Source organism: Streptomyces sp. NPDC032940, from assembly GCF_040636935.1.
Lineage (GTDB): Bacteria > Actinomycetota > Actinomycetes > Streptomycetales > Streptomycetaceae > Streptomyces.
The window spans coordinates 64,825-91,462 of record NZ_JBEZVJ010000023.1; the positions used below are offsets into that span (position 1 = coordinate 64,825).

The 26,638-nt window shown below is 72.7% G+C and carries 21 protein-coding genes; 17 read left to right on the plus strand and 4 right to left on the minus strand.

The genetic code is table 11. The features are described 5' to 3' along the window. Positions 1-30: 30 nt before the first annotated feature. Positions 31-2,250 carry a bifunctional diguanylate cyclase/phosphodiesterase gene (locus tag AB0E77_RS24800; RefSeq protein WP_361574100.1) on the plus strand — a complete coding sequence of 740 codons (2,220 nt, stop codon included), beginning with the start codon at positions 31-33 and terminating at the stop codon, positions 2,248-2,250. 40 nt (positions 2,251-2,290) lie between these two features. Here AB0E77_RS24800 and AB0E77_RS24805 read toward each other — a convergent pair whose 3' ends face one another. Then, positions 2,291-2,884 (minus strand): TetR/AcrR family transcriptional regulator, encoded by a 594-nt coding sequence (locus AB0E77_RS24805; protein ID WP_361574102.1) that lies wholly within the window; start codon positions 2,882-2,884, stop codon positions 2,291-2,293. 85 nt (positions 2,885-2,969) lie between these two features. On the opposite strand from AB0E77_RS24805, the gene AB0E77_RS24810 reads away from it, so the two are divergent. The 6 genes from AB0E77_RS24810 to gatB all read left to right on the plus strand — a co-directional run bounded on the left by AB0E77_RS24810 (position 2,970) and on the right by gatB (position 7,571). Beyond that, complete coding sequence (locus AB0E77_RS24810) at positions 2,970-3,341, plus strand: DUF4267 domain-containing protein (protein WP_361574104.1); 372 nt, start codon at positions 2,970-2,972, stop codon at positions 3,339-3,341. 65 nt (positions 3,342-3,406) lie between these two features. Further along, the gene (locus tag AB0E77_RS24815) at positions 3,407-3,925 is read left to right on the plus strand and encodes a cupin domain-containing protein (protein WP_361574106.1); all 519 of its coding nucleotides are present in this window, start codon (positions 3,407-3,409) and stop codon (positions 3,923-3,925) included. A gap of 81 nt (positions 3,926-4,006) precedes the next feature. Further along, the gene (gene gatC, locus AB0E77_RS24820; protein ID WP_003973500.1) at positions 4,007-4,303 is read left to right on the plus strand and encodes an Asp-tRNA(Asn)/Glu-tRNA(Gln) amidotransferase subunit GatC; all 297 of its coding nucleotides are present in this window, start codon (positions 4,007-4,009) and stop codon (positions 4,301-4,303) included. Positions 4,304-4,308: 5 nt separating this feature from the next. Next, positions 4,309-5,802 (plus strand): Asp-tRNA(Asn)/Glu-tRNA(Gln) amidotransferase subunit GatA, encoded by a 1,494-nt coding sequence (gene gatA / locus AB0E77_RS24825; RefSeq protein ID WP_361574108.1) that lies wholly within the window; start codon positions 4,309-4,311, stop codon positions 5,800-5,802. Then, complete coding sequence (locus AB0E77_RS24830; protein WP_161164393.1) at positions 5,799-6,041, plus strand: hypothetical protein; 243 nt, start codon at positions 5,799-5,801, stop codon at positions 6,039-6,041. The genes gatA and AB0E77_RS24830 overlap by 4 nt, the downstream gene beginning before the upstream one ends. A gap of 15 nt (positions 6,042-6,056) precedes the next feature. Then, on the plus strand, positions 6,057-7,571 hold the full coding sequence (gene gatB / locus AB0E77_RS24835) for an Asp-tRNA(Asn)/Glu-tRNA(Gln) amidotransferase subunit GatB (RefSeq protein WP_361574109.1): 1,515 nt from the start codon (positions 6,057-6,059) through the stop codon (positions 7,569-7,571). A 79-nt stretch (positions 7,572-7,650) separates the two neighbouring features. Here gatB and AB0E77_RS24840 read toward each other — a convergent pair whose 3' ends face one another. Continuing rightward, entirely contained in the window at positions 7,651-9,570 is a 1,920-nt protein-coding gene (locus AB0E77_RS24840; protein WP_361574111.1) for a protein kinase, read from the minus strand. Between the two features lie 339 nt (positions 9,571-9,909). On the opposite strand from AB0E77_RS24840, the gene AB0E77_RS24845 reads away from it, so the two are divergent. The 6 genes from AB0E77_RS24845 (at position 9,910) to AB0E77_RS24870 (ending at position 17,143) form a co-directional block, all read left to right on the plus strand. Then, positions 9,910-12,156, plus strand: coding sequence for an MMPL family transporter (locus tag AB0E77_RS24845; RefSeq protein WP_361574113.1), 2,247 nt, complete (start codon positions 9,910-9,912; stop codon positions 12,154-12,156). Next, positions 12,134-12,709, plus strand: a complete 576-nt coding sequence (locus tag AB0E77_RS24850) for a GNAT family protein (RefSeq protein WP_361574115.1) — start codon at positions 12,134-12,136, stop codon at positions 12,707-12,709. Before AB0E77_RS24845 ends, AB0E77_RS24850 begins: the two co-directional genes overlap by 23 nt. A gap of 35 nt (positions 12,710-12,744) precedes the next feature. Then, a complete protein-coding gene (locus AB0E77_RS24855; protein WP_361574117.1) occupies positions 12,745-13,299 on the plus strand; it encodes a hypothetical protein in 555 nt (184 codons plus the stop codon). A 193-nt stretch (positions 13,300-13,492) separates the two neighbouring features. After that, positions 13,493-13,678: a hypothetical protein gene (locus tag AB0E77_RS24860; RefSeq protein WP_361574119.1), complete on the plus strand. Its 186-nt coding sequence runs from the start codon at positions 13,493-13,495 to the stop codon at positions 13,676-13,678. Between the two features lie 104 nt (positions 13,679-13,782). Beyond that, positions 13,783-16,899, plus strand: coding sequence for an AAA family ATPase (locus AB0E77_RS24865; protein WP_361574121.1), 3,117 nt, complete (start codon positions 13,783-13,785; stop codon positions 16,897-16,899). Positions 16,900-16,936: 37 nt separating this feature from the next. Continuing rightward, positions 16,937-17,143, plus strand: a complete 207-nt coding sequence (locus AB0E77_RS24870; protein ID WP_361574123.1) for a DUF6191 domain-containing protein — start codon at positions 16,937-16,939, stop codon at positions 17,141-17,143. Between the two features lie 9 nt (positions 17,144-17,152). Here the strand turns inward: AB0E77_RS24870 and AB0E77_RS24875 are convergent, their stop codons facing one another. Together AB0E77_RS24875 and AB0E77_RS24880 are read right to left on the minus strand one after the other, a co-directional pair. Then, complete coding sequence (locus AB0E77_RS24875; protein ID WP_361574170.1) at positions 17,153-18,316, minus strand: PQQ-dependent sugar dehydrogenase; 1,164 nt, start codon at positions 18,314-18,316, stop codon at positions 17,153-17,155. Between the two features lie 97 nt (positions 18,317-18,413). Beyond that, positions 18,414-19,412 carry an aldo/keto reductase gene (locus tag AB0E77_RS24880; protein ID WP_361574124.1) on the minus strand — a complete coding sequence of 333 codons (999 nt, stop codon included), beginning with the start codon at positions 19,410-19,412 and terminating at the stop codon, positions 18,414-18,416. A 75-nt stretch (positions 19,413-19,487) separates the two neighbouring features. On the opposite strand from AB0E77_RS24880, the gene AB0E77_RS24885 reads away from it, so the two are divergent. The 4 genes from AB0E77_RS24885 to ilvN all read left to right on the plus strand — a co-directional run bounded on the left by AB0E77_RS24885 (position 19,488) and on the right by ilvN (position 26,545). Next, positions 19,488-20,429: a 2-hydroxyacid dehydrogenase gene (locus tag AB0E77_RS24885; RefSeq protein WP_361574126.1), complete on the plus strand. Its 942-nt coding sequence runs from the start codon at positions 19,488-19,490 to the stop codon at positions 20,427-20,429. 398 nt (positions 20,430-20,827) lie between these two features. Continuing rightward, a complete protein-coding gene (locus tag AB0E77_RS24890) occupies positions 20,828-23,911 on the plus strand; it encodes an EAL domain-containing protein (RefSeq protein ID WP_361574128.1) in 3,084 nt (1,027 codons plus the stop codon). A 243-nt stretch (positions 23,912-24,154) separates the two neighbouring features. Continuing rightward, the gene (locus AB0E77_RS24895; RefSeq protein ID WP_361574130.1) at positions 24,155-25,999 is read left to right on the plus strand and encodes an acetolactate synthase large subunit; all 1,845 of its coding nucleotides are present in this window, start codon (positions 24,155-24,157) and stop codon (positions 25,997-25,999) included. Positions 26,000-26,020: 21 nt separating this feature from the next. Then, positions 26,021-26,545, plus strand: a complete 525-nt coding sequence (gene ilvN / locus AB0E77_RS24900) for an acetolactate synthase small subunit (protein WP_055421816.1) — start codon at positions 26,021-26,023, stop codon at positions 26,543-26,545. Positions 26,546-26,638: the final 93 nt, after the last annotated feature.

Consider the following 26,638-nt stretch of genomic DNA (forward strand, 5'->3'; position numbering starts at 1 on the left):
TGGGCACCGCCGGCTGTGAGAGGGACGGGAATGGAACCGACCGAGAGCGCCGCCGCGGGCTCACGGCTGCGCCTGCGTCACCTGATGGGGGCGTGGCACACGGGCCGGTGGCTCGGACGGCGCGGCGGTGGCGCACGACGCCCCGCGGCGGGCGCCCCGGGCACCGCGGCGCCGGCCGCCGGCGCGCCCCCGCTGTCCGGCGCCGACACCGAACGCCGCCCGTCCCGGCCCGCGTTGCCCGCGGCGGTCGTCGCGGCGGCCGGGCTGGTCCTGGGCGCGGGCTTCTACGGGGCGTTCACGGAGGGCCACGCCCTCTTCCCGTCCGGCACCGCCGGCTGGTCCCTCGCCGTGCTGACCGGCATCGTCGTCGGTCACCTGGTCATGCTCGGCCGCTCCCGCTGGTGGGGCGGCACCGGCTCGGGCGCCGCCCTCACCCTCGCCGTCCTGCTGCTCTACGGGTGGGTCCCGGCCGGCATGGTCAGCCTCACCGTCGTCGTCCTGGTCGGCATAGCCCGCCGGGGCCGGTGGAGGCAGGGCGTCCTGCACGGCGCGGTGGACATCCTCGGCATCGCCGCGGGTGCGCTGCTGCTGGGGGTCTGCGGCTCCGTACCCTCCGTGGAACAGCCCTGGGACCCGGACACCTGGGGGGTGTACGCGGCCCCCAAGGTGGTGCTCGTCGCCGTCGCCTACCTCGCCGTCACCCGCGCCCTGCTCTGGTATCTGCACACCCCGCGCACCGGACTGCCCACCGTCGCCCGCACCGCCCTGGTCCGGCACGGTCTGGTGGCCGTCGCGCTGCTCGGCATCGCGCCGCTCGTCTGCGTGGTCGCCGTCGCCAAGCCGCTGCTGCTGCCGCTGTTCTCCATCCCGCTGATCGCCCTCGACTCCACGCTGTGGATCGCCCGCGCCCGGGCGGAGGAGCAGCTGCGCGACCCGCTGACCGGACTGCCCAACCGGCAGTGGCTGCTGGAGCGGACCTGGACCGCGCTGGACGACGCCGAACGGGTCGGCGCCCGCGCCGCCCTGATGCTGATCGACCTCGACCGTTTCCGGTCGGTCAACGACACCCTCGGACATCTCGCCGGCGACCGGCTGCTGCTGCAGACCGCCGACCGGCTGCGCCAGGCACTGCCGCGCGGGGCGGAGGCCGCGCGGCTCGGCGGCGACGAGTTCGCCGTCCTGCTGCCCGTCGCCGACTCGACCACCTCGGCGACCCGCATCGCGCGGGGTCTCGTCGCCGCGCTCAGTTCGCCGCTCGACCTGGACGGGCTCACCCTCGTCCTGGAGGCCAGCGCCGGTGTCGCCGTCTTCCCCGACCACGCGCTGGACGCCGAAGGGCTGCTGCGCCGGGCGGACGTGGCGATGTACCAGGCCAAGCGGGACCGCACGGGCGTCGAGGTCTACGAGTCCAAGCGCGACTCCAACACCCCGGACCGGCTCGGGCTGCTGGGCGATCTGCGCCGGGCCCTGGACGCCCACGAGGTGCGGCTGCACTACCAGCCCAAGGTCCGCTTCGACGGACAGGTGGCCGGCCTGGAGGCGCTGGTCCGCTGGGTGCACCCGGAGCGCGGCAGCGTGCCGCCCGACGAGTTCATAGCGATCGCGGAGTCCTCCGGGCTGATGCCCCACCTGACGGAGTACGTGCTGGAGACGGCGCTCGAACAGGTCGCCGCATGGCGCTCGCAGGGCCTGTTCGTGCCGGTCGCGGTCAACGTCTCCCCGCGCGACGTCCACACCCCCGGCTTCGCCGGCTCGGTCGCCGCGCGGCTGGCCCGGCACGGGGTCCCCGCGGGGGCGCTCCAGCTGGAGATCACGGAGCACGTCCTGCTGGAGGACCCGCAGCGCGCCGCCGACACCCTCGCCGGGCTGACCGCGCACGGGGTGAAGATGTCCCTGGACGACTTCGGCACCGGCTACTCCTCCCTGGTGCACCTGCGCCGGCTCCCGGTCAGCGAACTCAAGATCGACCGCTCGTTCGTGGCCCGGCTGGCCGTCGACACCGAGGACGCCGAGATCGTGCGCTGCACCGTCGACCTCGCCCACTCCCTCGGCCTGCTGGTCGTCGCCGAGGGCGTCGAGGACGACGAGACCTGGGAACGCCTGCGGGACCTGGGCTGCGACGCCGTACAGGGCTGGCTGGTCGCGGCGGCGATGCCGCCCGAGGAGACCACGGCCTGGCTCCGGGCCCGCGGCACCCGGGGCTGGATCCGCCCCGCGGCCGCCCTGCCGGTGGCGGCGACGGACGACTGACCCGGGCGCCCCCGGGCCGCGCCGGCGGCGCCCACCGCGTTCAGCCCGCCGCACCCCCCGAGGCGAAACGGCCGATCAGCAGGGCCAGCCGGGCGTCGTGCGCCTCCTCGGGGAGGCGGCCGCTGCGCTCCAGGGTGACCAGGCCGTGCAGGCCCGCCCAGTACGTCTCCGTCAGGAGGACCACATCCTCGCCGTCGGCGGTGAACGGCTCGACGACCCGCCTGATCTCACCGAAGGCCTCATGGAGGGCGGCCGGGGCCTCGGGCGTCGCGAACGGCAGGTCCACCAGGTGCGTGAACATCGCGTCGTAGAGCGCGGGCCGCCGGCTGCCGAAGGACGTGTACGCCGCCCCGACCGCCGCCAGCCGCTCCCGTGCGCCCTCGCCCGCCGTGTCCGAAGCCCCCCGCAGTTCGTCGGCGAGGACCTCGCAGCCCTGTACCGCGACCGCCGCCATGATCGCTTCCTTGCCCTTGAAGTGGCTGTACAGCACCGGCTGGCTGTACTCGATCTCGGCGGCCAGCCGGCGGGTGGTGACCGCGTCCCAGCCCTCCGCCTCGGCCATCTCGCGCGCGGTCGTCACGATCAGCCGCTCGCGTTCCGCTCGTTCGCGCTCTCGGCGCGTCTGGATCGTCATGACAGGAAGCCTAGCATCGCTAGCATTTATGCCGACGCTCTGTTAGCTTTGCTCTTGCCCCTAGCGCTGCTAGCAAGGAGATGTCATGACCGTCGCCGCGTACACCCTGGCCATCGTGCTCAACCTGTTCTGCGTGTTCCTCGGCTACCGCTTCCTGTTCCAGCCCGGCCCCGCCGCCACCGGCTACGGGGTGCCGGCCGACCCCGGGGGCGACGCCGGCGCCTACCTCGCGATCAAGGGCGTACGGGACGGCACCTTCGGCCTCGTCGGCCTGGCGCTGCTGGCCTTCGCCGGTGCCACCGCCGAGGCGTGGTTCCTGCTCGTCGTGGCCCTTGTGCCGCTCGCCGACACGCTGATAGTGCTGCGCAACGGGGGCACCAGGGCCACGGCCTTCGGCATCCACTTCGCCACCGCCGTCATCGTGCTGATCGGCGCGGTCCTGCTCTTCCTGGTCTGAACGCGCCCCCGCCCGGAACCCGCAACCCGAGCACGAACCCCGTCCGCCGTCAGCAGGAGTCCGTCATGTCGCTGTTCGTTCCGAAGTCCGACGAGTCCGTCATCGTCCGCGCGGCCGAGGCCGAGGTCGTCGGCAGCGCGCCCACCACCGTGCGGCTGCTGGCCGACAGCAGCGCGACCGGCGGGGCCCTGTCCACCCAGCGCGTCACCCTCACCGCGGGCGCCGACGGCGCCAAGCCGCACTGGCACGACAACTCCGCCGAGATGTTCTTCCTGCTCGACGGCGCCGCCGACGTCCTCTCCGGCGACGAGGTCGTCACCGTGGGCCCCGGCGATCTCGTCGTGGTCCCGCCCGGCAAGCCGCACGCCTTCGCGGCCGTGCCCGGGGCCGACGCCGACCTGCTCATCGTCCTCACGCCGGGCGTGGAGCGCTTCGAGTACTTCCGTCATCTGCAGCGCATCCGCCTCGGCGAGGTCCCGCCGGAGAGCATCCTCGACGTGCAGGACCTCTACGACAACCACTTCCTGCGCAGCGAGGCCTGGGACACGCGGCGCCGGACGGCGGCACCGGGGGAAACCGTTTAACGGCCACCCTGCCCGGCCCCATAGGATTGGGCCCGAACCGATCGGCCCGAAACACACGCACTCACCCCAGAGGAACGCTGCATGCCTGGCATCACGCGCGAGGAGGTCGCCCACCTCGCCCGGCTGGCGCGTCTGGAGCTGAAGCCCGAAGAGCTCGAGCACTTCGCGGGACAGCTGGACGACATCATCGGCGCGGTCGCCCGCGTCAGCGAGGTCGCCGACCAAGACGTACCGCCGACCTCTCACCCGCTCCCGCTGACGAACGTCATGCGGCCGGACGAGGTCCGTCCGTCGCTCACGCCCGAGCAGGCGCTCTCCGGCGCCCCGGCCCAGGAGCAGCAGCGTTTCAAGGTGCCGCAGATCCTGGGGGAGGAGTAACCGCCATGAGCGACATCATCAAGCTCACCGCGGCCGAGATCGCCGCGAAGATCGCCTCCGGCGAGCTGACCGCGGTCGAGGTCACCGAGGCCCACCTGGCCCGCATCGAGGCCGTCGACGAGAAGGTGCACGCCTTCCTGCACGTCGACCGCGAGGGTGCCCTCGCCCAGGCCCGTGCCGTGGACGCCAAGCGCGAGCGCGGCGAGAAGCTCGGCCCGCTGGCCGGCGTCCCGCTTGCGCTCAAGGACATCTTCACCACCGAGGGCGTGCCGACGACCGTCGGTTCGAAGATCCTCGAGGGCTGGATCCCGCCGTACGACGCGACCGTCACCAAGCGGCTCAAGGCCGCCGACGTCGTCATCCTCGGCAAGACCAACATGGACGAGTTCGCCATGGGGTCCTCCACCGAGAACAGCGCCTACGGCCCGACCGGCAACCCCTGGGACCTCACCAAGATCCCCGGCGGCTCCGGCGGCGGCTCCTCCGCGGCCCTCGCCGCCTTCCAGGCCCCGCTCGCCATCGGCACCGACACCGGCGGCTCCATCCGCCAGCCCGCGGCCGTCACCGGCACGGTCGGCGTCAAGCCGACGTACGGCGGCGTCTCCCGCTACGGCATGGTGGCCTTCTCCTCCTCCCTCGACCAGGGCGGCCCCTGCGCCCGCACGGTCCTGGACGCGGCCCTGCTGCACGAGGTGATCGCCGGCCACGACCCGATGGACTCCACCTCCATCGACGCCCCGGTCCCCGCGGTCGTCGAGGCCGCCCTGAGCGGCAGCGTCGCGGGCATGCGCGTCGGCGTCGTCAAGCAGTTCCGCGGCGAGGGCTACCAGGCCGGCGTCCTCCAGCGCTTCGACGAGTCCGTCGAGCTGCTGAAGGAGCTGGGCGCCGAGATCGTCGAGCTGGACTGCCCGTCCTTCGACCTCGCGCTCTCCGCGTACTACCTGATCGCGCCCTCCGAGTGCTCCTCCAACCTCGCCCGCTTCGACGGCCTGCGCTACGGCGCGCGCGTCGGCGACGACGGCACGCACTCCGCCGAGGAGGTCACCTCCCTGACCCGCGAGGCCGGCTTCGGCCCCGAGGTCAAGCGGCGCATCATGCTCGGCACGTACGCCCTGAGCTCCGGCTACTACGACGCGTACTACGGCAGCGCCCAGAAGGTCCGCACCCTCATCACGCGGGACTTCGAGAAGGCGTTCGAGCAGGTCGACGTGATCGTCTCCCCGACGACCCCGACCACCGCCTTCGCGATCGGCGAGCGCGCCGACGACCCGATGGCGATGTACCTGGCCGACCTGTGCACCATCCCCACCAACCTGGCGGGCAACGCGGCCATGTCGCTGCCCTGCGGGCTCGCCCCGGAGGACAACCTCCCGGTCGGCCTGCAGATCATCGCCCCCGCCATGAAGGACGACCGGCTCTACAAGGTCGGCGCCGCCGTCGAGGCCGCCTTCGTGGAAAAGTGGGGCCACCCGCTGATCGAGGAGGCTCCGTCGCTGTGAGCAAGGCACTGTCGAAGGCCAAGGGCTTCAAGAAGTCCAAGTCCGGCCTCTACCTGTCCATGGCCACCACCGCGTTCGGCGCGGTCAGCGTCGCCAAGCAGGCGAAGCTCGCCCGCACCGAGAGCGACACGCTCCGTCTGGTCGACGCCGCCGTGTCCGCCGCCGCCATCGTCACCGGCCTCGCCATCCTCTACCGCGAGCTGAAGCGGCTGGGCGACGACGACGTCCTGCTGGGCTGAGAGGGAAGTTTCACCGTGACCACCACGACCGACCTGGTGTCGTACGAGGACGCACTGGCGTCGTACGACCCCGTCATGGGCCTCGAGGTCCATGTCGAACTCGGCACCAAGACCAAGATGTTCTGCGGCTGCTCGACCGCGCTCGGCCAGGACGCCAACACCCAGACCTGTCCGGTCTGCCTCGGCCTGCCCGGCGCGCTCCCGGTCGTCAACGCGACCGGCGTCGAGTCCGCGATCAAGATCGGCCTCGCGCTGAACTGCTCGATCGCCGAGTGGTGCCGCTTCGCCCGGAAGAACTACTTCTATCCGGACATGCCGAAGAACTTCCAGACCTCCCAGTACGACGAGCCGATCGCCTTCGACGGCTACCTCGACGTGCAGCTGGAGGACGGGGAGACCTTCCGCGTCCAGATCGAGCGCGCCCACATGGAGGAGGACACCGGCAAGTCGACGCACGTCGGCGGCGCCACCGGCCGTATCCACGGCGCGTCCCACTCCCTGCTGGACTACAACCGCGCCGGCATCCCGCTCATCGAGATCGTCACCAAGCCGATCGAGGGCGCGGGCGAGCGGGCCCCCGAGGTCGCGCGGGCCTACGTCCGCGAGCTGCGCGAGGTCATCCGTGCCCTCGGCGTGTCCGAGGCCCGCATGGAGATGGGTCAGATGCGCTGCGACGTCAACCTGTCGCTGCGCCCGCACGGCACCGAGAAGTTCGGCACCCGCTCCGAGACGAAGAACGTCAACTCGCTGCGGTCCGTCGAGCGTGCGGCCCGCTTCGAGATCCAGCGGCACGCGGCGGTGCTGAGCGGCGGCGGCACGATCATCCAGGAGACCCGCCACTTCCACGAGGACACCGGGTCCACGACCTCGGGCCGCGTGAAGGAGGAGGCCGAGGACTACCGGTACTTCCCGGAGCCCGACCTGGTGCCCGTGGCACCCTCCCGCGAGTGGGTCGAGGAGATCCGCTCCGCCCTGCCCGAACTGCCGCTGGTGCGCCGCAACCGGCTCCGCGAGGAGTGGGGCATCTCCGGCACCGACATGCAGGCCATCCTCAACGCCGGTGCGCTGGACCCGATCGTCGCCACGATCGACGCCGGCGCCGACGCGGCCTCCGCCCGCAAGTGGTGGATGGGCGAGCTGGCCCGCAGCGCCAACGAGTCCCAGAAGTCGCTGGACGAGCTGGCGATCACGCCGGAGCAGGTCGCGCGGGTCACCGAGCTGGTCAGGAAGGGCGACCTCAACGACAAGCTGGCCCGCCAGGTCATCGAGGGCGTCCTCGCCGGCGAGGGCACGCCGGACGAGGTCGTCGACAAGCGCGGCCTGAAGGTCGTCTCCGACGAGGGCGCGCTGACCGCCGCCGTCGACGAGGCCATCGCCGGCAACCCGGGCGTCGCCGACAAGATCCGCGGCGGCAAGGTGGCCGCGGCCGGCGCCCTGGTCGGCGCCGTCATGAAGGCGACCCGGGGTCAGGCGGACGCGGCCCGCGTCAAGGAGCTGATCCTGGAGAAGCTGGGCGTGTCCGAGGGCTGATCACCCGCGCCACGCCGAAGGGGCGGTGTCTCCGGAACCCAGGGTCCCGGAGACACCGCCCCTTCCCGTCGTCAGCGCGTCATCTCGTCAGCGTCGGGTCGGCGAGCAGCAGGTCCCCCATGGCGCAGCTGTCGTCCGGGTCGCTGTACGCGATGCGCAGCCGCAGCCCGTTCTCGACCTTCAGCTTCAGCTCACGTGGCTTGCCGAGGTCGACCTGGCCGGTGAACAGGGACTCGCCGTCCACGTACACCTCGAGGCGGGAGGACGTGTCGGCCGAGACGTCGGACACACCGGCGGTCATGGTCAGGTTCTTCCATTCGCGTCCCAGGTTGTACTCGGCCATCCCGCTGCACTGCTCGTCGGTCCCGTCGGGGACGAGCGCCGTCTCGTAGTGCTTGTTGTTCATCGTGCCGTCGCCGACGGCGAGGGTGGCGAACTGGCCCTCGGCCACCGTCTCGAAGGTCGTCAGCGACACCGAGGACGCCTGGTCCACCACGCCGTCGTTCCCGGTGCCGCCGGCCGAGGCGTCCGCCGAGGGGCCGTCCGACGCCCCCTCGTCCCCCGCCGGGCTCTGCGCCGCGGCGTCCGGCGGGGCCGTCACAGTCGTGGTCGCCGTGACCGTGGCGGTGGCGCCGGGAGAGGCGCCGTCGGACCCGTCGTCGCCCCGTGCCGCCAGCACGCCGATGACGGCCAGCGAGGCGGCCAGGGCCACGGCCAGCGCGGGCACCAGCACGCGTCTCGCCCCGTCGCCGCCGGCCTGTCGCCCGGGAACCGTGCCGGGCGAGCCGGGTGCGCCCGGCGCCGTTCCGGGCGGCGGCGTGAGGAACGGGCCGAAACCGGTGCCGGGCCCGGCGGGCGAGGAAGGAGCCGCAGCGGACACCGGTTCGACGGTGGACTCCGCTCCCGCGGTGGACCCGGATTCCGGCGGGTGCGTCACCGTGGTAGGCGATGCCTGGGTGGCCGTGGGGTCCGGGGCGGCGGAGCCGGTCACCGTGGTCGGGGGCAGCTGCGTCGGGGGCGGCGGGACCGGCGGCGCGGCCGTCACCGTCGTCGGTGGCCGCTGGGTGCCGGACGATCCGGCGGGCGGGGCGTCGCGCACCGGGTTCGTGGTCGACACCACCGCGTCCCGTACGTCGCTCAGCCAGGCGCGCAGGCTCTCCGGACGCTCGGCCGGGTCCGTCGCGCAGACCGTCAGCACCCGCTCGGCCCGGTCGGCGGCGAGGGCCCGCACGGACGGCAGCCCGGCCAGCGCGTCCCGGAGCTGCTCCGGGGTGCTGGGCGGCGTCTGCCCGCTCAGCAGGAAGTACGTGATCGCTCCGAACGCGTACCGGTCCGTGTTCGGGGTCCGCTTGCCGTCGAACACCTCGGGTGCCGCGTACCCGGGAGTGAACCAGACCTCGGCGGTCTGGTGGTCGGCGGTGAGCTTGCTGAGGCCGAAGTCGACCAGCGTGGCCTGCCCGTGCACGTCGACCATGATGTTGCCGGGCGACAGGTCGCCGTGGACCACGGTCCGGCCGGACGGCGTGGCCCGGCCGGAGTGCAGCCAGTCCAGGGTGTCGGCGAGCTGTTCGAGCACCCGGCCGGCCTCGCGCCGCTCGGCGTGCGTGGTCAGGGTGCGTTCGGCGCGCCAGTCCCGCAGGTCGAGACCGTCGACGTGGTTCATGACCAGGACCAGGGCCCGGCCCGCGGCGGCACCGGCGGCCCCCCGGGAGTGGATCGGCGGCCCCTCGAAGTGCTCGCGCACCCCCACGACACCCGGTCGGCCCACGAAGCGCAGCAGCTCCGCCTGGTCGTTCCACTTGGCGCTCAGCCGCTCGAACTGGTCCGGCGTGAGCGTGTTCCTGGCGTCGAGCACCTTGACGACCACCGTCTCCGGTTCGCCGTCCAGCTCGATCGTCGCCCGGTACAGCACGGCCTCACCGCCCCGGCCGATGGCGTTGAGGAGCCGGTAGCGGTCGGGCGCCGCGTCGGGCCCGATGTAGTGCATACCACTGTTCAAGTCAACTGCCCCCCGGCGTAAACGAGTTGATGGCCCAGCGCGCGCAGCGTGCGGCACCGCGGACGAGCGCGCGTCAGCTTGCCCGGCATGTGTTGCCCAAGTCAACGACAGCACCACGCCCCCCAGCGGTTCCCCGCGGTTGCTCCGGAAGGGGGGCGCCCTGATTGTGAACAAGCCCACTAAGTCCGCAAACGATCATTTCTGCCTGCAAGAGTGGCAGGGCATTGCTCATGCTTTCTTTGCGGGCCATTCGTCTCACGGAAGACTGTTTCCGGTTTTCCGGTAGTTTCCGGTGTTCCCGGTCAAAGATCCACAATCAGACACTCTGGGAGCACGTTCGTGGCAGCCCTCGCACGCTGGTGTGTTCAACGTCGCCTCGTAGCCGTCCTGCTCTGGCTGCTCGCCTTCGGCGGCGTGGCCGCGGCCGCCACGGTCACCGGCTCCGCGTACTCCAACGACTACGGAATCCCCGGCACCGGCTCCGACCACGCCTCCCAGCTGCTCGAATCCCGCTTCCCCGACCTCGGCGGCGACAGCGACACGATCGTCTGGCACACCACGACCGGCACCGTCCGCGCCGCCGACGTCGAGCAGACCATGACCCGCACCCTGGACCGCGTCGCGGAGCTGCCCGGCGTGGCCGAGGTCACCGATCCGTACGACGACCCCGACTCGCCCCGGATCAGCGAGAACGCCGACACCGCCTACGCGACCGTCACCTTCGCGGCCGCCTCCCAGGACATCGACCCGGCCCAGGCGCGGGCCGTGGTGGACACCGCCGAGGCGGCCGAGTCCGACGGACTCCGGGTCGAGCTGGGCGGCAGCGCCATAGCGCTCACCGAGTCCGGCGGCAGCCACCTCGCCGAGGCCGTCGGCGTGGCCGTGGCCGCGGTCGTCCTGTTCCTCGCCTTCGGCTCCGTCGCCGCGGCGCTGCTGCCCATCGCGACCGCGCTGGTCTCCGTCGGCACCGCCTACGCCGGCATCACGCTCCTCGGCCACGCCATGACCGTCGCCGACTTCGCGCCCATGCTGGGCACCCTCATCGGACTCGGCGTGGGCATCGACTACGCGCTGTTCATCGTCACCAGACACCGGCGCGGCCTGAAGCGGGGCCTGTCGGTCGCGGAGGCCGCCGCCGACGCCGTGGCGACCACCGGACGAGCCGTCGTGTTCGCGGGCGCCACCGTCTGCATCGCCCTGCTGGGCATGCTGATCCTCCGGCTGAGCTTCCTCAACGGCGTCGCCGTCGCGGCCTCGCTGACCGTGATCCTCACCGTCGCCGCCTCCGTGACGCTGCTGCCGGCCCTGCTGTCGTACATCGGCCCGCGGGCCCTGAGCGGGCGCGAGCGGCGCCGGCTGGCCGAGCACGGTCCCGAGCCCGAGGTGACGACCGGGTTCGCCGCCCGCTGGTCGGCCTTCGTCGAACGGCGGCCCAAGCTGCTCGGCGCCCTCGCCCTCGTCGTGATCACCGTCCTGGCGCTGCCCACCCTCGGGCTGCGCCTGGGCACCTCCGACCAAGGCAACGACCCCCGCGGCACCACCACCCGCCAGGCCTACGACCTCCTCGCCGACGGCTTCGGACCCGGCGTGAACGGCCCCCTCACCCTGGTCACCAAGGTGAGCGGCGCCGAGGACCGGCTCGCCCTGGACAACCTCGACGCCACCCTGCGCACCACCGACGGGGTCTCCTCGGTGACGCCGGTGACGTACAACTCCGGCGGCGACGCCGCGTACCTCACCGTCGTACCCGAGTCGGCGCCGCAGTCCGAGCAGACCAGCGACCTGGTCGAGCGGCTGCGTTCGGAGGTGCTGCCGCGCGCCGAGGCCGGTACCGCGCTCGACGTGCACGTGGGTGGCGTCACGGCCGGCTACGACGACTTCGCCGACGTCATCGTCGGCAAGCTGCCGCTCTTCGTCGGCGTCGTCATCGGGCTCGGCTGCCTGCTGCTCCTGCTGGCCTTCCGCTCGGTCGGCATCCCCCTCAAAGCCGCCGCGATGAACGTGGCCGCGGTGGCCGCGGCCTTCGGCGTGGTCGTCGCGATCTTCCAGTGGGGCTGGGGCAGCGAACTGCTCGGTCTCGGCAGCGCGGGCCCGATCGAACCCTTCCTGCCCGTGATCATGGTCTCGGTGCTCTTCGGGCTCTCCATGGACTACCAGGTCTTCCTGGTCAGCCGGATGTACGAGGAGTGGCTGGAGACCGGCGACAACCGGCGGGCCGTCCGCGTCGGCCTCGCCGAGACCAGCCGGGTGATCAACTCCGCCGCCGTCATCATGATCTCGGTGTTCCTCGCCTTCGTGCTCAGCGGCGACCGGGTGATCGCCATGTTCGGCATCGCGCTCGCCGCCGCCGTCGCCCTGGACGCCTTCGTGCTCCGCACGCTCCTGGTGCCCGCGCTGATGCACCTGCTCGGCAAGGCCAACTGGTGGCTGCCGCGCCGCCTGGACGCCTGGCTGCCCCGCCTCAGCATCGAACCGCCCGAGTGCCGTGCCGCCCATGAGAGGCTGGCCGCGGCGACGGACGCCGAGGTGGCGGACGTCCTCGCGGAGGAGGAACGGCAGCGCGATGTACGCGATATCACTGGGTGACGACGGAGCCGAACTGCGCCCCCTGGAGACCTGGCACACCGAGGAGTTCCTCGCCCACCTGGACCGGGGCAGGGACTTCATCACCGAGCACATCCCCTTCGGCGCCAAGGCCACCGACGTCGACTCGGCGAGGGAACTGCTCCAGTCCTACGCCGACCGGCACGCCGCCGACAGCGGCTTCCTGCACGGGCTGTGGCTGGACGGCAAGCTCGTCGGCGGCCTGCTGTTCCGCGTCTTCGACGCGGCCACCGGCGTCTGCGAGATCGGCTGCTGGCTGGAGCCCGCGGGAACCGGCCGGGGCCTCGTCACCCGCGGCGCCCGCGTCCTGATCGACTGGGCCTTCGACGAACGCGGCATGCACCGCGTGGAGTGGCACGCGTCGTCCGCGAACACCCCCAGCGTCAACGCCGCCCGGCGGCTCGGCATGACGCGGGAGGGCGTCCTGCGCGAGACCTTCCCCTACCGGGGCGTCCGCCAGGACACCGAGATCTGGGCGGTGCTGGCCCCCGAGTGGCGTGCGGCACGCGAGAGCGGCGCTCACAACGATCATTAAGGGACCTCTCAGAGAGCGTCCGTACGGTGCGAGGCATGGGTACGAACACAGTGGACGAGACCGCCGGCAGGACCGACCTGGACAAGGTGGAGGAGACGGCCACGACCGAGGCCGCCGAGAACCCGGCCGCGGACGGTGACGCCGCCGCGGCCGAGGAGACCGACGCCGACGCGGGCGCCGTCGAGAAAGCCGGCCCGACGGGCGTCGGCCAGGGAGCCGGCGCCGTCGTCTCCGCCGGGCTGGGCATCGTGTCGCTCACCGGCAGCTGGGTCGGCACCGTGGCCTCCGCCCGTGAGTCGCTGATCGGCCAGCTGGAGACCTCGTCGTCCTCGAACGTCGCCACGCTGATCGAGAAGGGCTACGGCAACGCCTGGCACGCCACCGCGCTGTGGGGCGGCGTGTTCGCCCTGGTCGCGCTGATCGTCGGCGTCGTCGTGCTGGCCCGTCCCGCCTTCGGCGCCCCCGGCAGGCCGCAGGCCCCGTGGATCAAGTCGGTCTCCTGGGCGGGCGTCGCGCTCGGCGTCATCGGGCTGCTCCTGGCCGTCCTCAAGTACACGGACGTCCTGCTGGGCCTGCCGTCCACCGGCTGACCGGGCTCTCGTGAGGGGTCTTAGGGCATCGACGCGCCCCGGGCGCACGCCCTAAGAACCCCTCACCCGTGTCTAAGGCCCCCACGGGCACCGAAGATGCGGCACTTACCCGATGTGGCCCGCCCCCCTGGGAGACGAAGGTTGAGGCATCGCAGAGAGCGATGGCGAAACCGGCCTCCGAAAGGGACACACCGTGTACGAATACGAGATCCAGCAGCTCCGCACCGCCGAACTCATCCGCCGGGCCGACGAGGCCAGGATGGCCCGCGAGGCCGTCCGCGCGCGTCGCGCCGACCGCCGAGACGCCCGCCACGAAGCCGCCCCCGCGGAGAGCCATACGCTCTGGCCGCGCCGGCACCGCCCCGCCCGGGTGGCGTGAACGGGGGGACCGGGGAGGGAGGCCGTACGGCCTCCCTCCCCGCCGTCGTTCCGGGCGCCGTCCGCCTGTCGAAAACCGGTGCCCCGCTGTCGGACCCGCGTGCGATGCTCGGGCACGTGGAGACCAGGTCCGTCAGTCCCGTGTTCATCGGCCGCACCGGCGAACTGGACACGTTGCACGACTCACTCGCACGCGCCGGCGGCGACGCCGGCCAGGCGTCCGGCGCCGGGGGAGAGCCGCAGGCACTGCTGCTCGGCGGCGAGGCCGGCGTCGGCAAGACCCGCCTCGTCGAGGAGTTCGCCGCCGCCGCACGCCGCCAGGGCGCCGTCGTCGCCCTCGGCGGCTGCGTCGAGATCGGCGCCGACGGGCTGCCCTTCGCCCCCTTCTCGACCGCGCTGCGCGCCCTGCGCCGCGAACTGCCCGCGGAGCTGGCCGCGGCCGCCGCCGGACAGGAGGAGGAACTCGCCCGGCTGCTGCCCGAGCTGGCCGAGAGCGCCCCGGGGCACGGCGGCGGCCGGCACGACGAGGAGAGCATGGCCCGCCTCTTCGAGCTCACCGCCCGCCTCCTGGAGCGCGTCGCCGCCCGCCACACCGTCGTCCTCGTCCTGGAGGACCTGCACTGGGCCGACGCCTCGACGCGTCACCTGATCGCCTACCTCTTCCGCACCCTGCGCACCGGCCGCCTCGTCGTCCTCGCCACCTACCGCTCCGACGACATCCACCGCCGCCACCCGCTGCGCCCCCTGCTCGCCGAACTCGACCGGCTGCGCACCGTACGCCGCATCGAACTCGGCCGCTTCACCCGCGACGAGGTCGGCCGCCAGATCGCCGGCATCCTCGCCCAGGAACCCGACCCGCTCCAGGTCGACGAGATCTTCGAACGCTCCGACGGCAACGCCTTCTTCGTCGAGGAACTCGCCGTCGCCGCCCACGAGGGCAGCTGCGCCGGCCTCACCGACTCCCTGCGCGACCTGCTCCTGGTCCGCGTCGAGGCCCTCCCCGAGAGCGCCCAGCGCGTCGCCCGGATCGTCGCCGAGGGCGGCTCCACCGTCGAGTACCGGCTGCTCGCCGCCGTCTCCGGGCTCGCCGAGGACGACCTCATCGAGGCCCTGCGCGCCGCCGTGAACGCCAACCTCCTGCTCCCCGCGCCCGACGGCGACGGCTACCGCTTCCGCCACTCCCTGGTCCGCGAGGCCGTCGCCGACGACCTGCTCCCCGGCGAACGCTCCCGCCTCAACCGCCGCTACGCCGAGGCCCTCGACGCCGATCCGACGCTGGTGCCGGCCGTCGAGCGCGTGATGCGCCTGGCCAGCTACTGGTACCACGCCCACGACCCGGCCAGGGCCCTGCCCGCCGTCCTGGACGCCTCCGTCGAGGCCCGCCGGCGCCACGCCTACTCGGAGCAGCTGCGGCTGCTGGAGCGGGCCATGGAGCTGTGGGACTCCGTCCCCGACGACGTACGCGCCACCCTGCGGCCCGTCGACTCCACCGAGGTCTACCCGCCCTGCGGATGCCACCCGGAGACCGGACCCCTGCGCTATCTGGACCTGATGGCCGAGGCCGCCGTCGCCGGACGGCTGTGCGGGGAACGCGAGCGCGCCCTCAAGATCACCAAGCGCGCCCTGCGCCTCCTGGAGGAGGAGCAGGAAGCCGGCCCCGACGCCCGGTCCAGCGGACGGGACCCGCAGCGCGCCGCCTGGTTCTGGACCCAGCGCTCCCTGCTGGTCCAGGCCCAGGGCCGCGGCGACGGGTGGAGGGAACTCGGCATCGCCCAGGAACTGGTCCGCGGCCTGCCCCCGTCCAAGGTGCACGCCGAGGTGCTGGCCATGGCCGCCAACTGGTCGATGCTGCACGACCCCGGCCCCGACGCCGTGACCGCCGCCGAGCGCGCCGTGGAGTACGCGCGCATGGTGGGCGCCTCCGACATCGAGCTCAACGCCCGGCTCACCCTCGGCGGGCTGATGGTCGAGGCGGGTCACATCGACGCCGGACTTGCCGAGATGTACCAGGTCAGGGACCGGGTCGTGGCACAGGGGCAGTCCGTCGTGATCGCCCGCAGCCATGTCAATCTGCCCTCCGTCCTGGAGTCCATCGGCCGTTCCGAGGAGGCGGTCGCCATCCTGCGCGAGGGCATCGACCTCACCCGGCGGTCGGGCCTGCTGGAGTCCGAGGCGTGGGTATGGGGCAATCTCGCCGAGTCCCTCATCTCGCTGGGCCGGTGGGACGAGGCGCTCGAAGCCGCGCTCGCCGCCGGGGCCCCCGCCCGGGGCGCCGCACCGCGCGGCGGAGCCTGTCTCAAGCGTGCCGCCGTCGCCCTCGCCCGCGGTGAGACGGCCGAGGCCACCCGGCTGCTCGACGAGGCCCGCGCCGCCTACGGCACGCAGCAGCCCGCACCCCAGTACCGGCTGCCGCTCGCCACCCTCGCCGTCGCCGTCGCCGCCGCCGAGGGCCGCCTCCTCGACGCCCGGGCGGAGCTCGACCGCGCTCTGGAGGCCGGTTTCCCGCCCGGCACCCAGCGCTACGGATGGCCCCTGCTGCTGGCCGCCGCCGAGTCCGAGGCGGACGCGCGGGGCCTGCCGGGGTCCGGGGAGGGCCGTGCCGAGGTGCTCGAACGCCTCGTCACGGCCGCCAAGTCGCTCACCACGGGTGCCCCGGTCTGGCTCGCCCACGAGCGGTGGGTCCGCGCCGAACTGGACCGCGCCCTGGGCCGGGACACCGTACGGACCTGGTCGGAGACGGTCACCGCCTTCGAGCGCCTGGAGCGGCCCTACGACCTCGCCCGCGTCCGGCACCGGCTGGCCGGCGCCCTGCTGGCCGCGGGCGGCGAGGACGAGCGGGCCCGCGCCGTGGAACTGCTCCGCCTCGCCCGTACCGTCGCCCGTCACCTCGGCGCCCGCCCGCTCGGCGACGCCGTCACCCGGCTCGCCCAGCGAGCCGGGCTCGTGCTCGGCCGCGCCGCCGAACCGGCCGCCGCACCCGTCGACCCGGCCGGCGCGCTCGGCCTCACCAGCCGGGAACGCGACGTCCTGCGTCTGGTCGCCGACGGCCGCACCAACCGCCAGATAGCCGAGGAGCTCTTCATCTCGCCCAAGACCGCCAGCGTCCACGTCTCGAACATCCTGGCCAAGCTCGGCGTCTCCGGCCGCGGCGAGGCGGCGGCGCTGGCACACCGGCTGGAGCTGTTCCCGGCCGGGACGCTCACCACCCGTTCGGCCGACTGAGGCCTACGCTGGAGGGACGCCGAGCGAGGGAGGACGCGTGTTCGACGCTTTCGAGGAGCTGTTCGCCCCAGGCCGCAAGCACACCCGGGACGAGCAGAACCGGCTCGAACTGACCCGGGAGGACGTCGGCGACGGCGACCCCGGCCACGGCCCGATAGACCTCTCGTCGGGCAAGGTCGTCGTCCACCGGCCGCCTTCCGGCAGGCCGGACGACGAAGAGGCGGACGGGGAGAGGGAGGGGTGAGAGGCGCCCCTACGTCACCTTCAGCTCCAGGATCCGGTCGTCCCCGGCCTTCGCCTCGCCCCGGCCGTCCGTCGCGCTGGTCACCAGCCACAGCCGGTCGCCGCCCGCCGCCGCCACCGTCCGCAGCCGGCCGTAATCGCCCTCCAGGAACGCCTGCGGGTCCGCCGACGCCTCGGTGCCCTTGAGCGGGATGCGCCACAGCCGCTCGCCGCGCAGCCCCGCCATCCAGACGCTGCCCTCGGCGAAGGCGACGCCGCTGGGCGAGGCCTCGTCGGTGCTCCACTGGTCGACCGGATTCACGAAGGCGGAGTCGTCCGACCTGCCCTCCGCCTCGGGCCAGCCGTAATTTCCCCCGGGCCTGATCGCGTTCAGCTCGTCCCAGGTGTCCTGTCCGAACTCCGAGGCGAACAGCCGCTGTTCACCGTCCCAGGCCAGCCCCTGCACATTGCGGTGCCCGTACGAGTAGACGGGGGAGTCCGGGAACGGGTTGCCGGGCGCGGGCTCGCCCTCCGGCGTCATGCGCAGGATCTTGCCGCCGAGGGACTCCTTGTCCTGCGCCAGGCCCCGCTCACCGCTCTCGCCCGTGCCCGCGTACAGCATCCCGTCCGGCCCGAACGCGATCCGGCCGCCGTTGTGGATGACCCCCTTGGGGATGCCCTTGAACACCGTGTCCGGGGCGCCGAGCTGCTCACCCGGCGGCTTCTTCGCGTCGTAGAGCATCCGCACGACGCGGTTGTCCGAGGCGGAGGTGAAGTACGCGTAGATCATGTGGTCCGACGCGTAGTCGGGGGAGAGGGCGATGCCCAGCAGGCCGCCCTCCCCGGCCGGTGAGACCCCAGGCACCTCGCCGAGCTCCGTCGTGCGGCCCGTCTTCTCGTCGACCCGGATGATCGTCGCCTCGTCGCGCGAGGAGACCAGCAGGCCCCCGCCCGGCAGCGGGGCCAGGCCCCACGGGCTCTTCAGCCCCGTGGCGACCGTGCGGACCACCTTCACGGAGCCCTTCGCGGGCGGTGCCTCCTCGGTGGCCGGGCCGGAGGGCGACGGCGCCGCCGTACGGCTCGCGGAGGCGCTCCCCTCCGCGCCCGACGGCTCCCCGTCGCCGGAGGAGCAGCCGGCCGTCGCCAGCAGGGCGGCGGCCAGCACGGCCGTCACGGATCGACGTCGCACGATCAGAGTCCCTTTCGACGCGGCGGGTTCTCCCTCTCCCTGTCATACACCGCTGGGCCTTTCCAGGTTCCCGGTCGGCGAATCCCGAATCCGGACGGCCGGCTCAGTCCCACGAGCCCTGAGCCGTCGGCAGACCACCGACCTCGGCCAGGTCCGGCCCGGTCAGCCGCAGCGCGGCCGCCCCCGCGTTCTGCGTCACCCAGCGCTCCCGCTTGGTGCCCGGCACCGGCACCACGTGCCGCCCCTGCGCCAGCACCCAGGCGAGCGCCACCTGCGCCGGCGTGACCTCGTCGCCGTGCCGGGCCGCGATCCGGCGCAGACCGGCCACGATCGGCTGGTTGGCGGCCATCATCTCGGCGGTGAAACGGGGATGCCGGGCGCGCAGGTCCTCCGGTTCGAAGCCCTGCCCGGGGGTCAGCGTGCCGGTCAGGAAGCCGTTGCCGAGCGGCATCGCGGCGAGGAACCCGACACCCCTGTTCTCGCACCACGGCAGCAGCGTCCGCAGCGCCTCCGGCGACCACACCGACAGCTCGGCCTGCACGGCGCTCACCGGGAAGACCTGCTGCACGCGCTCCAGCTGGCGCACCGTCGCGTCGTGCAGCCGCGCCCCCGGCCGCCGGGCCGACCGGGCACCGACCGCGCAGAGCCCGAGCGCCCGCACCTTCCCGGCCCGCACCAGCTCCGCCATCGCGCCCCAGGTCTCCTCGACCGGCACCTCGGGGTCGGCACGGTGCAGCTGGTAGAGGTCGATGACGTCCGTCTGCAGCCGGCGCAGCGAGGCGTCGCAGGCGCGCTTCACATAGCCGGGACGGCCGTTGGCCACGATGTGCTGGTCACCGACGAGCAGACCGACCTTCGTCGACACGAAGGCGTCGGCACGCCGCTCCTTCAACACCCGCCCCAGCAGCAGCTCGTTGGTGAACGGGCCGTACATGTCCGCCGTGTCCAGCAGGGAGACGCCCAGGTCCAGGGCCCGGTGCACCGCCCTGACGGACTCGTCGCCCCGCTGCCGGGACGCGCTGTACGCCCAGTTCATCGGCATGCACCCCAGTCCGACGGCCCCCACCGACAGTGCCGTCGCGCCGATCGTCCTGCGCTCCACCTGGTCGTGACCCTCCCTCGTCAGGCCACCCAACCTAACCTCTGCCCCTCGACGGTCCTGACATAGCCTCCTGCCATGACTGCTGACGTGTGGCTGCCCATCGAGCCGGACGAGATCGAGGGCCTCCCCGAGGGCCCCGCCTACCGTTACTGGAACGGCGAGGAGGACTTCCCCGCGGACCCGGCCGACTGCGCGTTCTACGTCGTCCCCTACATGAAGCCCAGCGGGATCGGGATACGCCCGCTGCCGCGCATGCGGTCCGTCCAGGTCGTCCAGACGCTCTCCGCCGGTATCGACCACGTGGAGCCGGGACTCGGTCACCTGCCGCCGGGCGTGCGGCTGTGCAACGCGCGCGGGGTGCACGAGGCCAGCACCGCGGAGCTGACCCTGACCCTGGTCCTCGCGTCGCTGCGCGGCGTCCCCGACTTCGTGCGGGCGCAGGACCGGGGCGAGTGGCTCGGCGGCTTCCGGCCCGCGCTCGCCGACCGGAACGTGCTCATCGTCGGATACGGGTCGATCGGTGCCGCGATCGAGGACCGGCTCGTGCCGTTCGAGGTCGCGCGGGTGGCGCGCGTCGCGCGCTCCGCGCGCACCACGGCGCGCGGTCCGGTGCATCCGCTCGCCGAACTCCCCGCCCTGCTCCCGGAGGCGGACGTCGTCATCCTCTCCACGCCGCTCACCGAGGCCACCCGCGGCCTCGTGAACGCGGACTTCCTGGCCCGGATGAAGGACGGCGCCCTGCTCGTCAACGTGGCGCGCGGCCCCGTCGTCGACACGAAGGCGCTGCTCACCGAGGTGGAGAGCGGGCGCCTCACCGCCGCCCTCGACGTCACCGACCCCGAACCGCTGCCGCCGGGCCACCCCCTGTGGCAGGCTCCGGGAGTGCTCGTCAGCCCGCACGCCGGCGGCCCGACGTCCGCCTTCCTGCCGCGCGCCAAGCGGCTGATGGTGGACCAGTTGACCCGTTTCGTGAACCGGGAGCCGCTGCGGAACGTGATCCTGACGACGGACGGGTAATCCGTTTCGGGTACCCTCCGCAACCCTCCGGGTGCGGTGGGTACCCGCATATTCCCTGGTCGTCACGGAGCGTAGAGAAGCTATGTCCCTGAGTGACGAGACTGGTGTATCGTCCGACAGGGGACGCGCCGCGCACCGTTCGGCGCCGGGGACGGACAACTCAGACTGTGAGGGGGGCGACGGGCGATGCACGGCCTATGGACGAACGACCCGACGCGGCGGAGCCGCCGCCGGCGACCCTGGCGCACGGCCACGCGCAGGCGCGGTCGGCACGGCCACCACGGTGGCCTTCACGGTCGACCCGGTCAGCACCAGCGCCGGCAGAACAGCCGCAGGAGGCAGGTGACTCCGGCGCGCCCGGACCGGCGGGACGCGTCGGCGCGCACCGGGAGGCCCCGGTGAGTCCGCCCGCGTCCGTGTCCACGCTGGACGGAGCGCCGCGGACGCCGGCCACGCCCGGACCCCTGCCGCCCGCACCGGTGCCGGGCGCCCGCGGCCCGGGACTGGTCCGCCAGCTCGCCCTCGCCCTCGTCTGCGCGGCCTTCGCCGTCGGTTCCGCGCTCGGCTGGGGCTCCGCGTACGTCGCGAAGATCATGGGCGACTTCGGGCTGAGCGCCGCCGCCGGGGCCGCCGCCGTCTCCTGCTTCGTCTACGCCCGCGGCCACCGGGTCCGCTTCCGGCCCGCCTGGCTCCTGTTCGCCCTCTCGTCGGCGATGGCGTCCCTCGGCAATCTGGTCTGGGGGTGGTACGAGGTCGTCCTGCGGCAGCCGGTGCCCAGCCCCAGCTACGCCGACCTGTTCTTCCTGTGCTTCGCGCCGCCCGCCATCGTGGGCCTCCTGGTGCTGGCCAAGCGGCCGGTGACCAAGGCGGGCTGGATCTGTCTCGGGCTGGACGCCTGGCTGATCGGCGGTTCGCTGCTGACCCTGGCCTGGAGCCTGGCGCTCGCCCAGGCGGCCAAGGCCGAAGGCGGTTCCAGCGTGGCGCACGCCGCGCTCTCCGTGGCGTATCCGCTGCTCGACATCGCCCTGATCAGCATGGTGCTCGCGCTGCACTTCAGGCGCTCGCCCGTGGGACGGTCCACGGTCAACACCGCCATCGGCGCGCTCGCCCTGACGGTGATGTGCGACGCCCTGTTCACCTCGCCGCTGCTGCACAACAGCTACCGCTCCGGGCATTTGCTCGATGCCGGATGGTTCGCGGGCTCGCTGCTGCTGGCCTACGCCCCCTGGGCCGCGTCGTGGCGCGGCCGGCCGCAGGGCGAGGAGACGCCCGGCGGGCACACGCGCGTGGTCCGCGAGCACGTGCCGGGCCGGTCCGCCGCGGGTCGTCTCCCGCTGACCGCCGCCCAGCCCGCCTCCGTGCCGGGCGACGAGCACGGCCGCTATCCGGCCGCCCGGCCCATCGCCGGGTCGCTGGCCGCGCTGACTCCCTACCTCGCCGCCGCGGTCTGCACCCTGGGGATCCTCTACAACGTCCTCAACGGCCGCAGCGTCGACCGGGTGGTGCTGCTGACCTGCGGCACGGTGGTCCTCGCCCTGGTCGTGCGCCAGGGCATCATGCTGCTCGACAACATCACCCTCACCCAGGAACTGGCCCAGAAGGAGAACCACTTCCGCTCCCTGGTGCAGGGCTCCAGCGACGTCATCATGATCGCCGCGCCCAACGGCATCCTCCGGTACGTCTCCCCGGCCGCCGCCGGGGTCTACGGCCGCCCGGCGGAAGACCTCGTCGGCAGCGAACTGGCCGGGCTCATCCACCCCGAGGACCTCGGCTGCGTGGTGCACGAGGTGCGCCGCTTCCTCGCCGCCGACCCGGTCGAGGAACCCACCACGCGCATCGAGTGCCGCTTCCGGTCCGGCGGCGGAGGCTGGCTCAACGTCGAGTCGACCGTCAACCGGCACCACGGCGGCCTCATCTTCAACAGCCGGGACGTGACGGAGAGAGTCCGCCTGCAGGCGCAGCTCCAGCACAACGCCGAGCACGACCCGCTCACCGACCTGCCCAACCGCGCCCTGTTCACCCGGCGCGTCCAGCAGGCCCTGTCCGGCCGCCGCGCCTCCGACCGGGGCGCCGCCCTGCGCGGCACGGCGGTGCTCTTCATCGACCTCGACGGCTTCAAGGCGGTCAACGACACCATCGGCCACCAGGCCGGGGACGAGCTCCTCGTCCAGGCCGCCCGCAGACTCCAGGAGGCCGTCCGCAAGGGGGACACCGCGTCCCGGCTCGGCGGCGACGAGTTCGCCGCCCTGATCGCCGGGGACGGCACCCGCGACCGAGCGGCGCGCGAGGGCCACATCCTGGAGCTCGCCGACCGCCTCAGGGCGACCCTCTCGCAGCCCTACCTCATCGACGGCAATGATGTCCGCGTCAACGCCTCCATCGGCGTCGCCTTCGCCGAACCGGGCCTCGGCGCGGGCGAGCTGCTGCGCAACGCCGACCTCGCCATGTACCGCGCCAAGGCGGGCGGCAAGGGACGCGTCGAGCTGTACCGGCCGCAGATGCAGCAGGACGTCGTCCGCAAGGCCGAGCTGGCCGGGCGGCTGCGGGCCGCGCTGCACGACGGCGAGTTCGCGCTGCTGCACCAGCCGGTGGTGTCCCTGACGGACGGCCGGATCACGTCCGTCTGCGCCCAGGCGCGCTGGCGTTCGTCCCAGGGCGTGCTGTTCACGCCCGCCGAGTTCCTGCGCGTCACCGAGGACGGCGACAGGACGGCGGAGCTGGACCGCTGGGTGCTCCAGGAGGCCGTCGAGCAGGCCGCGCAGCGGGCGGCGGCCGGCCTCACCGTGCCGGTGGCGGTGCGCATCGGCGCCCGCCGGCTGCTCGACCGCTCCATGCCGCTGGGCTCCGTGGAGGCCCTGCTGACCCGACACGGGCTGCCGCCGGGTTCCCTGGTGATCGAGCTGTCCGACACCGACCCCCGGGCCGGCCTGGACGAGCTGGAGCGCCGGCTCAACGCCCTGCGGCGGGTCGGCGTCCGGATCACCCTCGACGGCTTCGGCAGCGGCCACGCGGCGATCACCGCCCTCAGACGGCTCCCCGTCGACGTCCTCAAGCTGGACCGCAGCCTGGTCGAGGGCGTCGTCGAGTCCGCGCGGCTGCACAAGATCACCAGTGGGCTGCTCCGCATCGCCACCGACCTCGGACTCGTGTCCGTGGCCGACGGAGTGGACCTGCCCGAGCAGATCGTCGCCCTGCGGGCGATGGGCTGCACCCACGGGCAGGGCATGGCCTTCTCCGGGCCGCTGGACGAGCACCGGCTGCGCAGAGCGCTCGGTACCGGCCATTATCCGGTGCCGCACGGACCGGCCGAACCGGCCTTCGCGGGCGGTGGCCCGGGCGTCTACGCCAACACCGTCGGCGCGGGCCTCGGCAACGCTCCCACCAGCCAGGTCGCCGGCGGCGTGGGCTCCGGGCTGCCGGCCGTCCTGGGAGGCGGGACGGCTCTGCGCTCACATAATGAGACGCCCGTCCCACCCACTTGACAGTGAGTGCGTGCCGGGGGGAGGGTCAGTGCCATGCGCACCCGAATTCTCGTACTTGGAAAGCGCGTCGGCTGAAGCTGGTGACGTCCGGACCGACCCGGAATCCCAGCGACCCACACCCGGCGCGCTCCCCTCGCTTGCCTTATGGCACGAGGGGTTTTTTGTTGCACAGGCACCTGCCGAGCAACAGCCGCAGATCGCCCAATCCTCGCAAAAACCCTCAGCATCGAGAAGAGAATGCCGATGACCGAGCAGGCCACCGGGGCCCATCACCCGCAGCCGCGGCCCCGATCCGGAGGACAGTCCGCCCCCGAGCACGTCACGGGTGCGAAGTCCCTCATCCGCTCGCTTGAGGAGGTCGGGGTCGACACCGTATTCGGCATTCCCGGGGGCACGATCCTCCCCGCGTACGACCCGATGATGGACTCCAGCCGGGTGCGCCACGTGCTCGTCCGTCACGAGCAGGGTGCGGGCCACGCGGCCACCGGTTACGCGCAGGCGACCGGCAAGGTCGGCGTCTGCATGGCGACCTCCGGCCCCGGCGCCACCAACCTGGTGACGCCGATCGCCGACGCCAACATGGACTCGGTGCCGCTGGTCGCGATCACCGGCCAGGTCGTCACCAAGGCGATCGGCACGGACGCCTTCCAGGAGGCGGACATCGTCGGCATCACGATGCCGATCACCAAGCACAGCTTCCTGGTCACCAAGGCCGAGGACATCCCGAAGACGATCGCGGAGGCGTTCCACATCGCCTCCACCGGCCGCCCCGGCCCGGTCCTCGTCGACATCCCGAAGGACGTGCTGCAGGCGCAGACGACCTTCTCCTGGCCGCCGGCCATGGACCTGCCCGGCTACCGCCCGGTCACCAAGCCGCACGCCAAGCAGATCCGCGAGGCCGCCAAGCTCATCACCGCCGCCAAGCGGCCGGTCCTCTACGTCGGCGGCGGCGTCCTCAAGGCGCAGGCCACCGCCGAGCTGAAGGTCCTCGCCGAACTCACCGGAGCGCCCGTCACCACCACCCTGATGGCGCTCGGCGCCTTCCCCGACAGCCACCCGCTGCACGTGGGAATGCCGGGCATGCACGGTGCGGTCACCGCCGTCACCGCGCTGCAGAAGGCCGACCTGATCGTCGCCCTCGGAGCCCGCTTCGACGACCGCGTCACCGGCAAGCTGGACAGCTTCGCCCCGTACGCCAAGATCGTCCACGCCGACATCGACCCGGCGGAGATCGGCAAGAACCGCGAGGCCGACGTGCCGATCGTCGGCGATGCCCGCGAGGTCATCGCCGACCTGGTCCAGGCCGTCCAGAAGGAGCACGGCGAGGGCAACCGGGGCGACTACAGCGCCTGGTGGAAGGACCTCAACCGCTGGCGCGACACCTACCCCCTGGGCTACGACCAGCCCGATGACGGCTCGCTCTCCCCGCAGGCGGTCATCGAGCGCATCGGACAGCTCGCGCCCGAGGGCACGGTCTTCGCGGCCGGCGTCGGCCAGCACCAGATGTGGGCCGCCCACTTCGTCCGGTACGAGCAGCCCGCCACCTGGCTGAACTCCGGCGGCGCCGGAACCATGGGCTACGCCGTCCCGGCCGCCATGGGCGCCAAGGCCGGCATGCCCGACCGGACCGTCTGGGCGATCGACGGCGACGGCTGCTTCCAGATGACCAATCAGGAACTGACCACCTGCGCCCTGAACAACATCCCGATCAAGGTCGCCGTCATCAACAACGGCGCCCTCGGGATGGTCCGCCAGTGGCAGACCCTGTTCTACAACCAGCGGTACTCCAACACCGTGCTGCACTCCGGGCCCGAGGACATCAACCCGGACGCCCGCGGCACCCGCGTCCCCGACTTCGTCAAGCTGTCGGAGGCCATGGGCTGCTACGCCATCCGCTGCGAGGACCCGGCCGACCTCGACAAGGTCATCGAGGAGGCGAACTCCATCAACGACCGTCCCGTCGTCGTCGACTTCATCGTCCACGAGGACGCGATGGTCTGGCCGATGGTCGCCGCCGGCACCTCGAACGACGAGATCATGGCCGCCCGGGACGTCCGCCCCGACTTCGGCGACAACGAAGACGACTGAGCGAGAGAGACCGAAGAGATCATGTCCAAGCACACGCTCTCCGTCCTGGTGGAGAACACGCCCGGCATCCTCGCGCGGATCGCCGCCCTGTTCTCCCGCCGCGGCTTCAACATCGACTCGCTCGCCGTCGGCGTCACCGAACACCCCGACATCTCCCGCATCACCATCGTGGTGAGCGTCGAGGAGTTCCCGCTGGAGCAGGTCACCAAGCAGCTCAACAAGCTGGTCAACGTGCTCAAGATCGTCGAGCTGGAGCCCACCCAGGCCGTGCAGCGCGAACTCGTTCTGGTGAAGGTGCGCTCCGACAACGAGACGCGCTCCCAGATCGTCGAGATCGTCCAGCTCTTCCGTGCCAAGACCGTCGACGTCTCCCCGGAGGCCGTCACCATCGAGGCCACCGGCAGCAGCGACAAGCTGTCCGCCATGCTCAAGATGCTGGAACCGTACGGCATCAAGGAACTCGTCCAGTCCGGCACGATCGCCATCGGCCGCGGCGCCCGTTCGATCACGGACCGCTCGCTGCGCGCACTCGACCGGTCCGCGTAACGACGGCAAACGGGCGGCCGGCGCCACGCCCGGCCGCCCGCATTCCGAGACCCCGAAACTTCCCCTCCCCTCACCGGCATACGGTGGGACGCA

Excerpts from the sequence above, each read along its gene's own strand:
- AB0E77_RS24800 (WP_361574100.1), top strand. The coding sequence starts at position 31 with ATGGAACCGACCGAGAGCGCCGCCGCGGGCTCACGGCTGCGCCTGCGT.
- AB0E77_RS24805 (WP_361574102.1), bottom strand. The coding sequence starts at position 2,884 with ATGACGATCCAGACGCGCCGAGAGCGCGAACGAGCGGAACGCGAGCGG.
- AB0E77_RS24810 (WP_361574104.1), top strand. The coding sequence starts at position 2,970 with ATGACCGTCGCCGCGTACACCCTGGCCATCGTGCTCAACCTGTTCTGC.
- AB0E77_RS24815 (WP_361574106.1), top strand. The coding sequence starts at position 3,407 with ATGTCGCTGTTCGTTCCGAAGTCCGACGAGTCCGTCATCGTCCGCGCG.
- gatC (WP_003973500.1), top strand. The coding sequence starts at position 4,007 with ATGCCTGGCATCACGCGCGAGGAGGTCGCCCACCTCGCCCGGCTGGCG.
- gatA (WP_361574108.1), top strand. The coding sequence starts at position 4,309 with ATGAGCGACATCATCAAGCTCACCGCGGCCGAGATCGCCGCGAAGATC.
- AB0E77_RS24850 (WP_361574115.1), top strand. The coding sequence starts at position 12,134 with ATGTACGCGATATCACTGGGTGACGACGGAGCCGAACTGCGCCCCCTG.
- AB0E77_RS24855 (WP_361574117.1), top strand. The coding sequence starts at position 12,745 with ATGGGTACGAACACAGTGGACGAGACCGCCGGCAGGACCGACCTGGAC.
- AB0E77_RS24865 (WP_361574121.1), top strand. The coding sequence starts at position 13,783 with ATGCTCGGGCACGTGGAGACCAGGTCCGTCAGTCCCGTGTTCATCGGC.
- AB0E77_RS24885 (WP_361574126.1), top strand. The coding sequence starts at position 19,488 with ATGACTGCTGACGTGTGGCTGCCCATCGAGCCGGACGAGATCGAGGGC.
- AB0E77_RS24895 (WP_361574130.1), top strand. The coding sequence starts at position 24,155 with ATGACCGAGCAGGCCACCGGGGCCCATCACCCGCAGCCGCGGCCCCGA.
- ilvN (WP_055421816.1), top strand. The coding sequence starts at position 26,021 with ATGTCCAAGCACACGCTCTCCGTCCTGGTGGAGAACACGCCCGGCATC.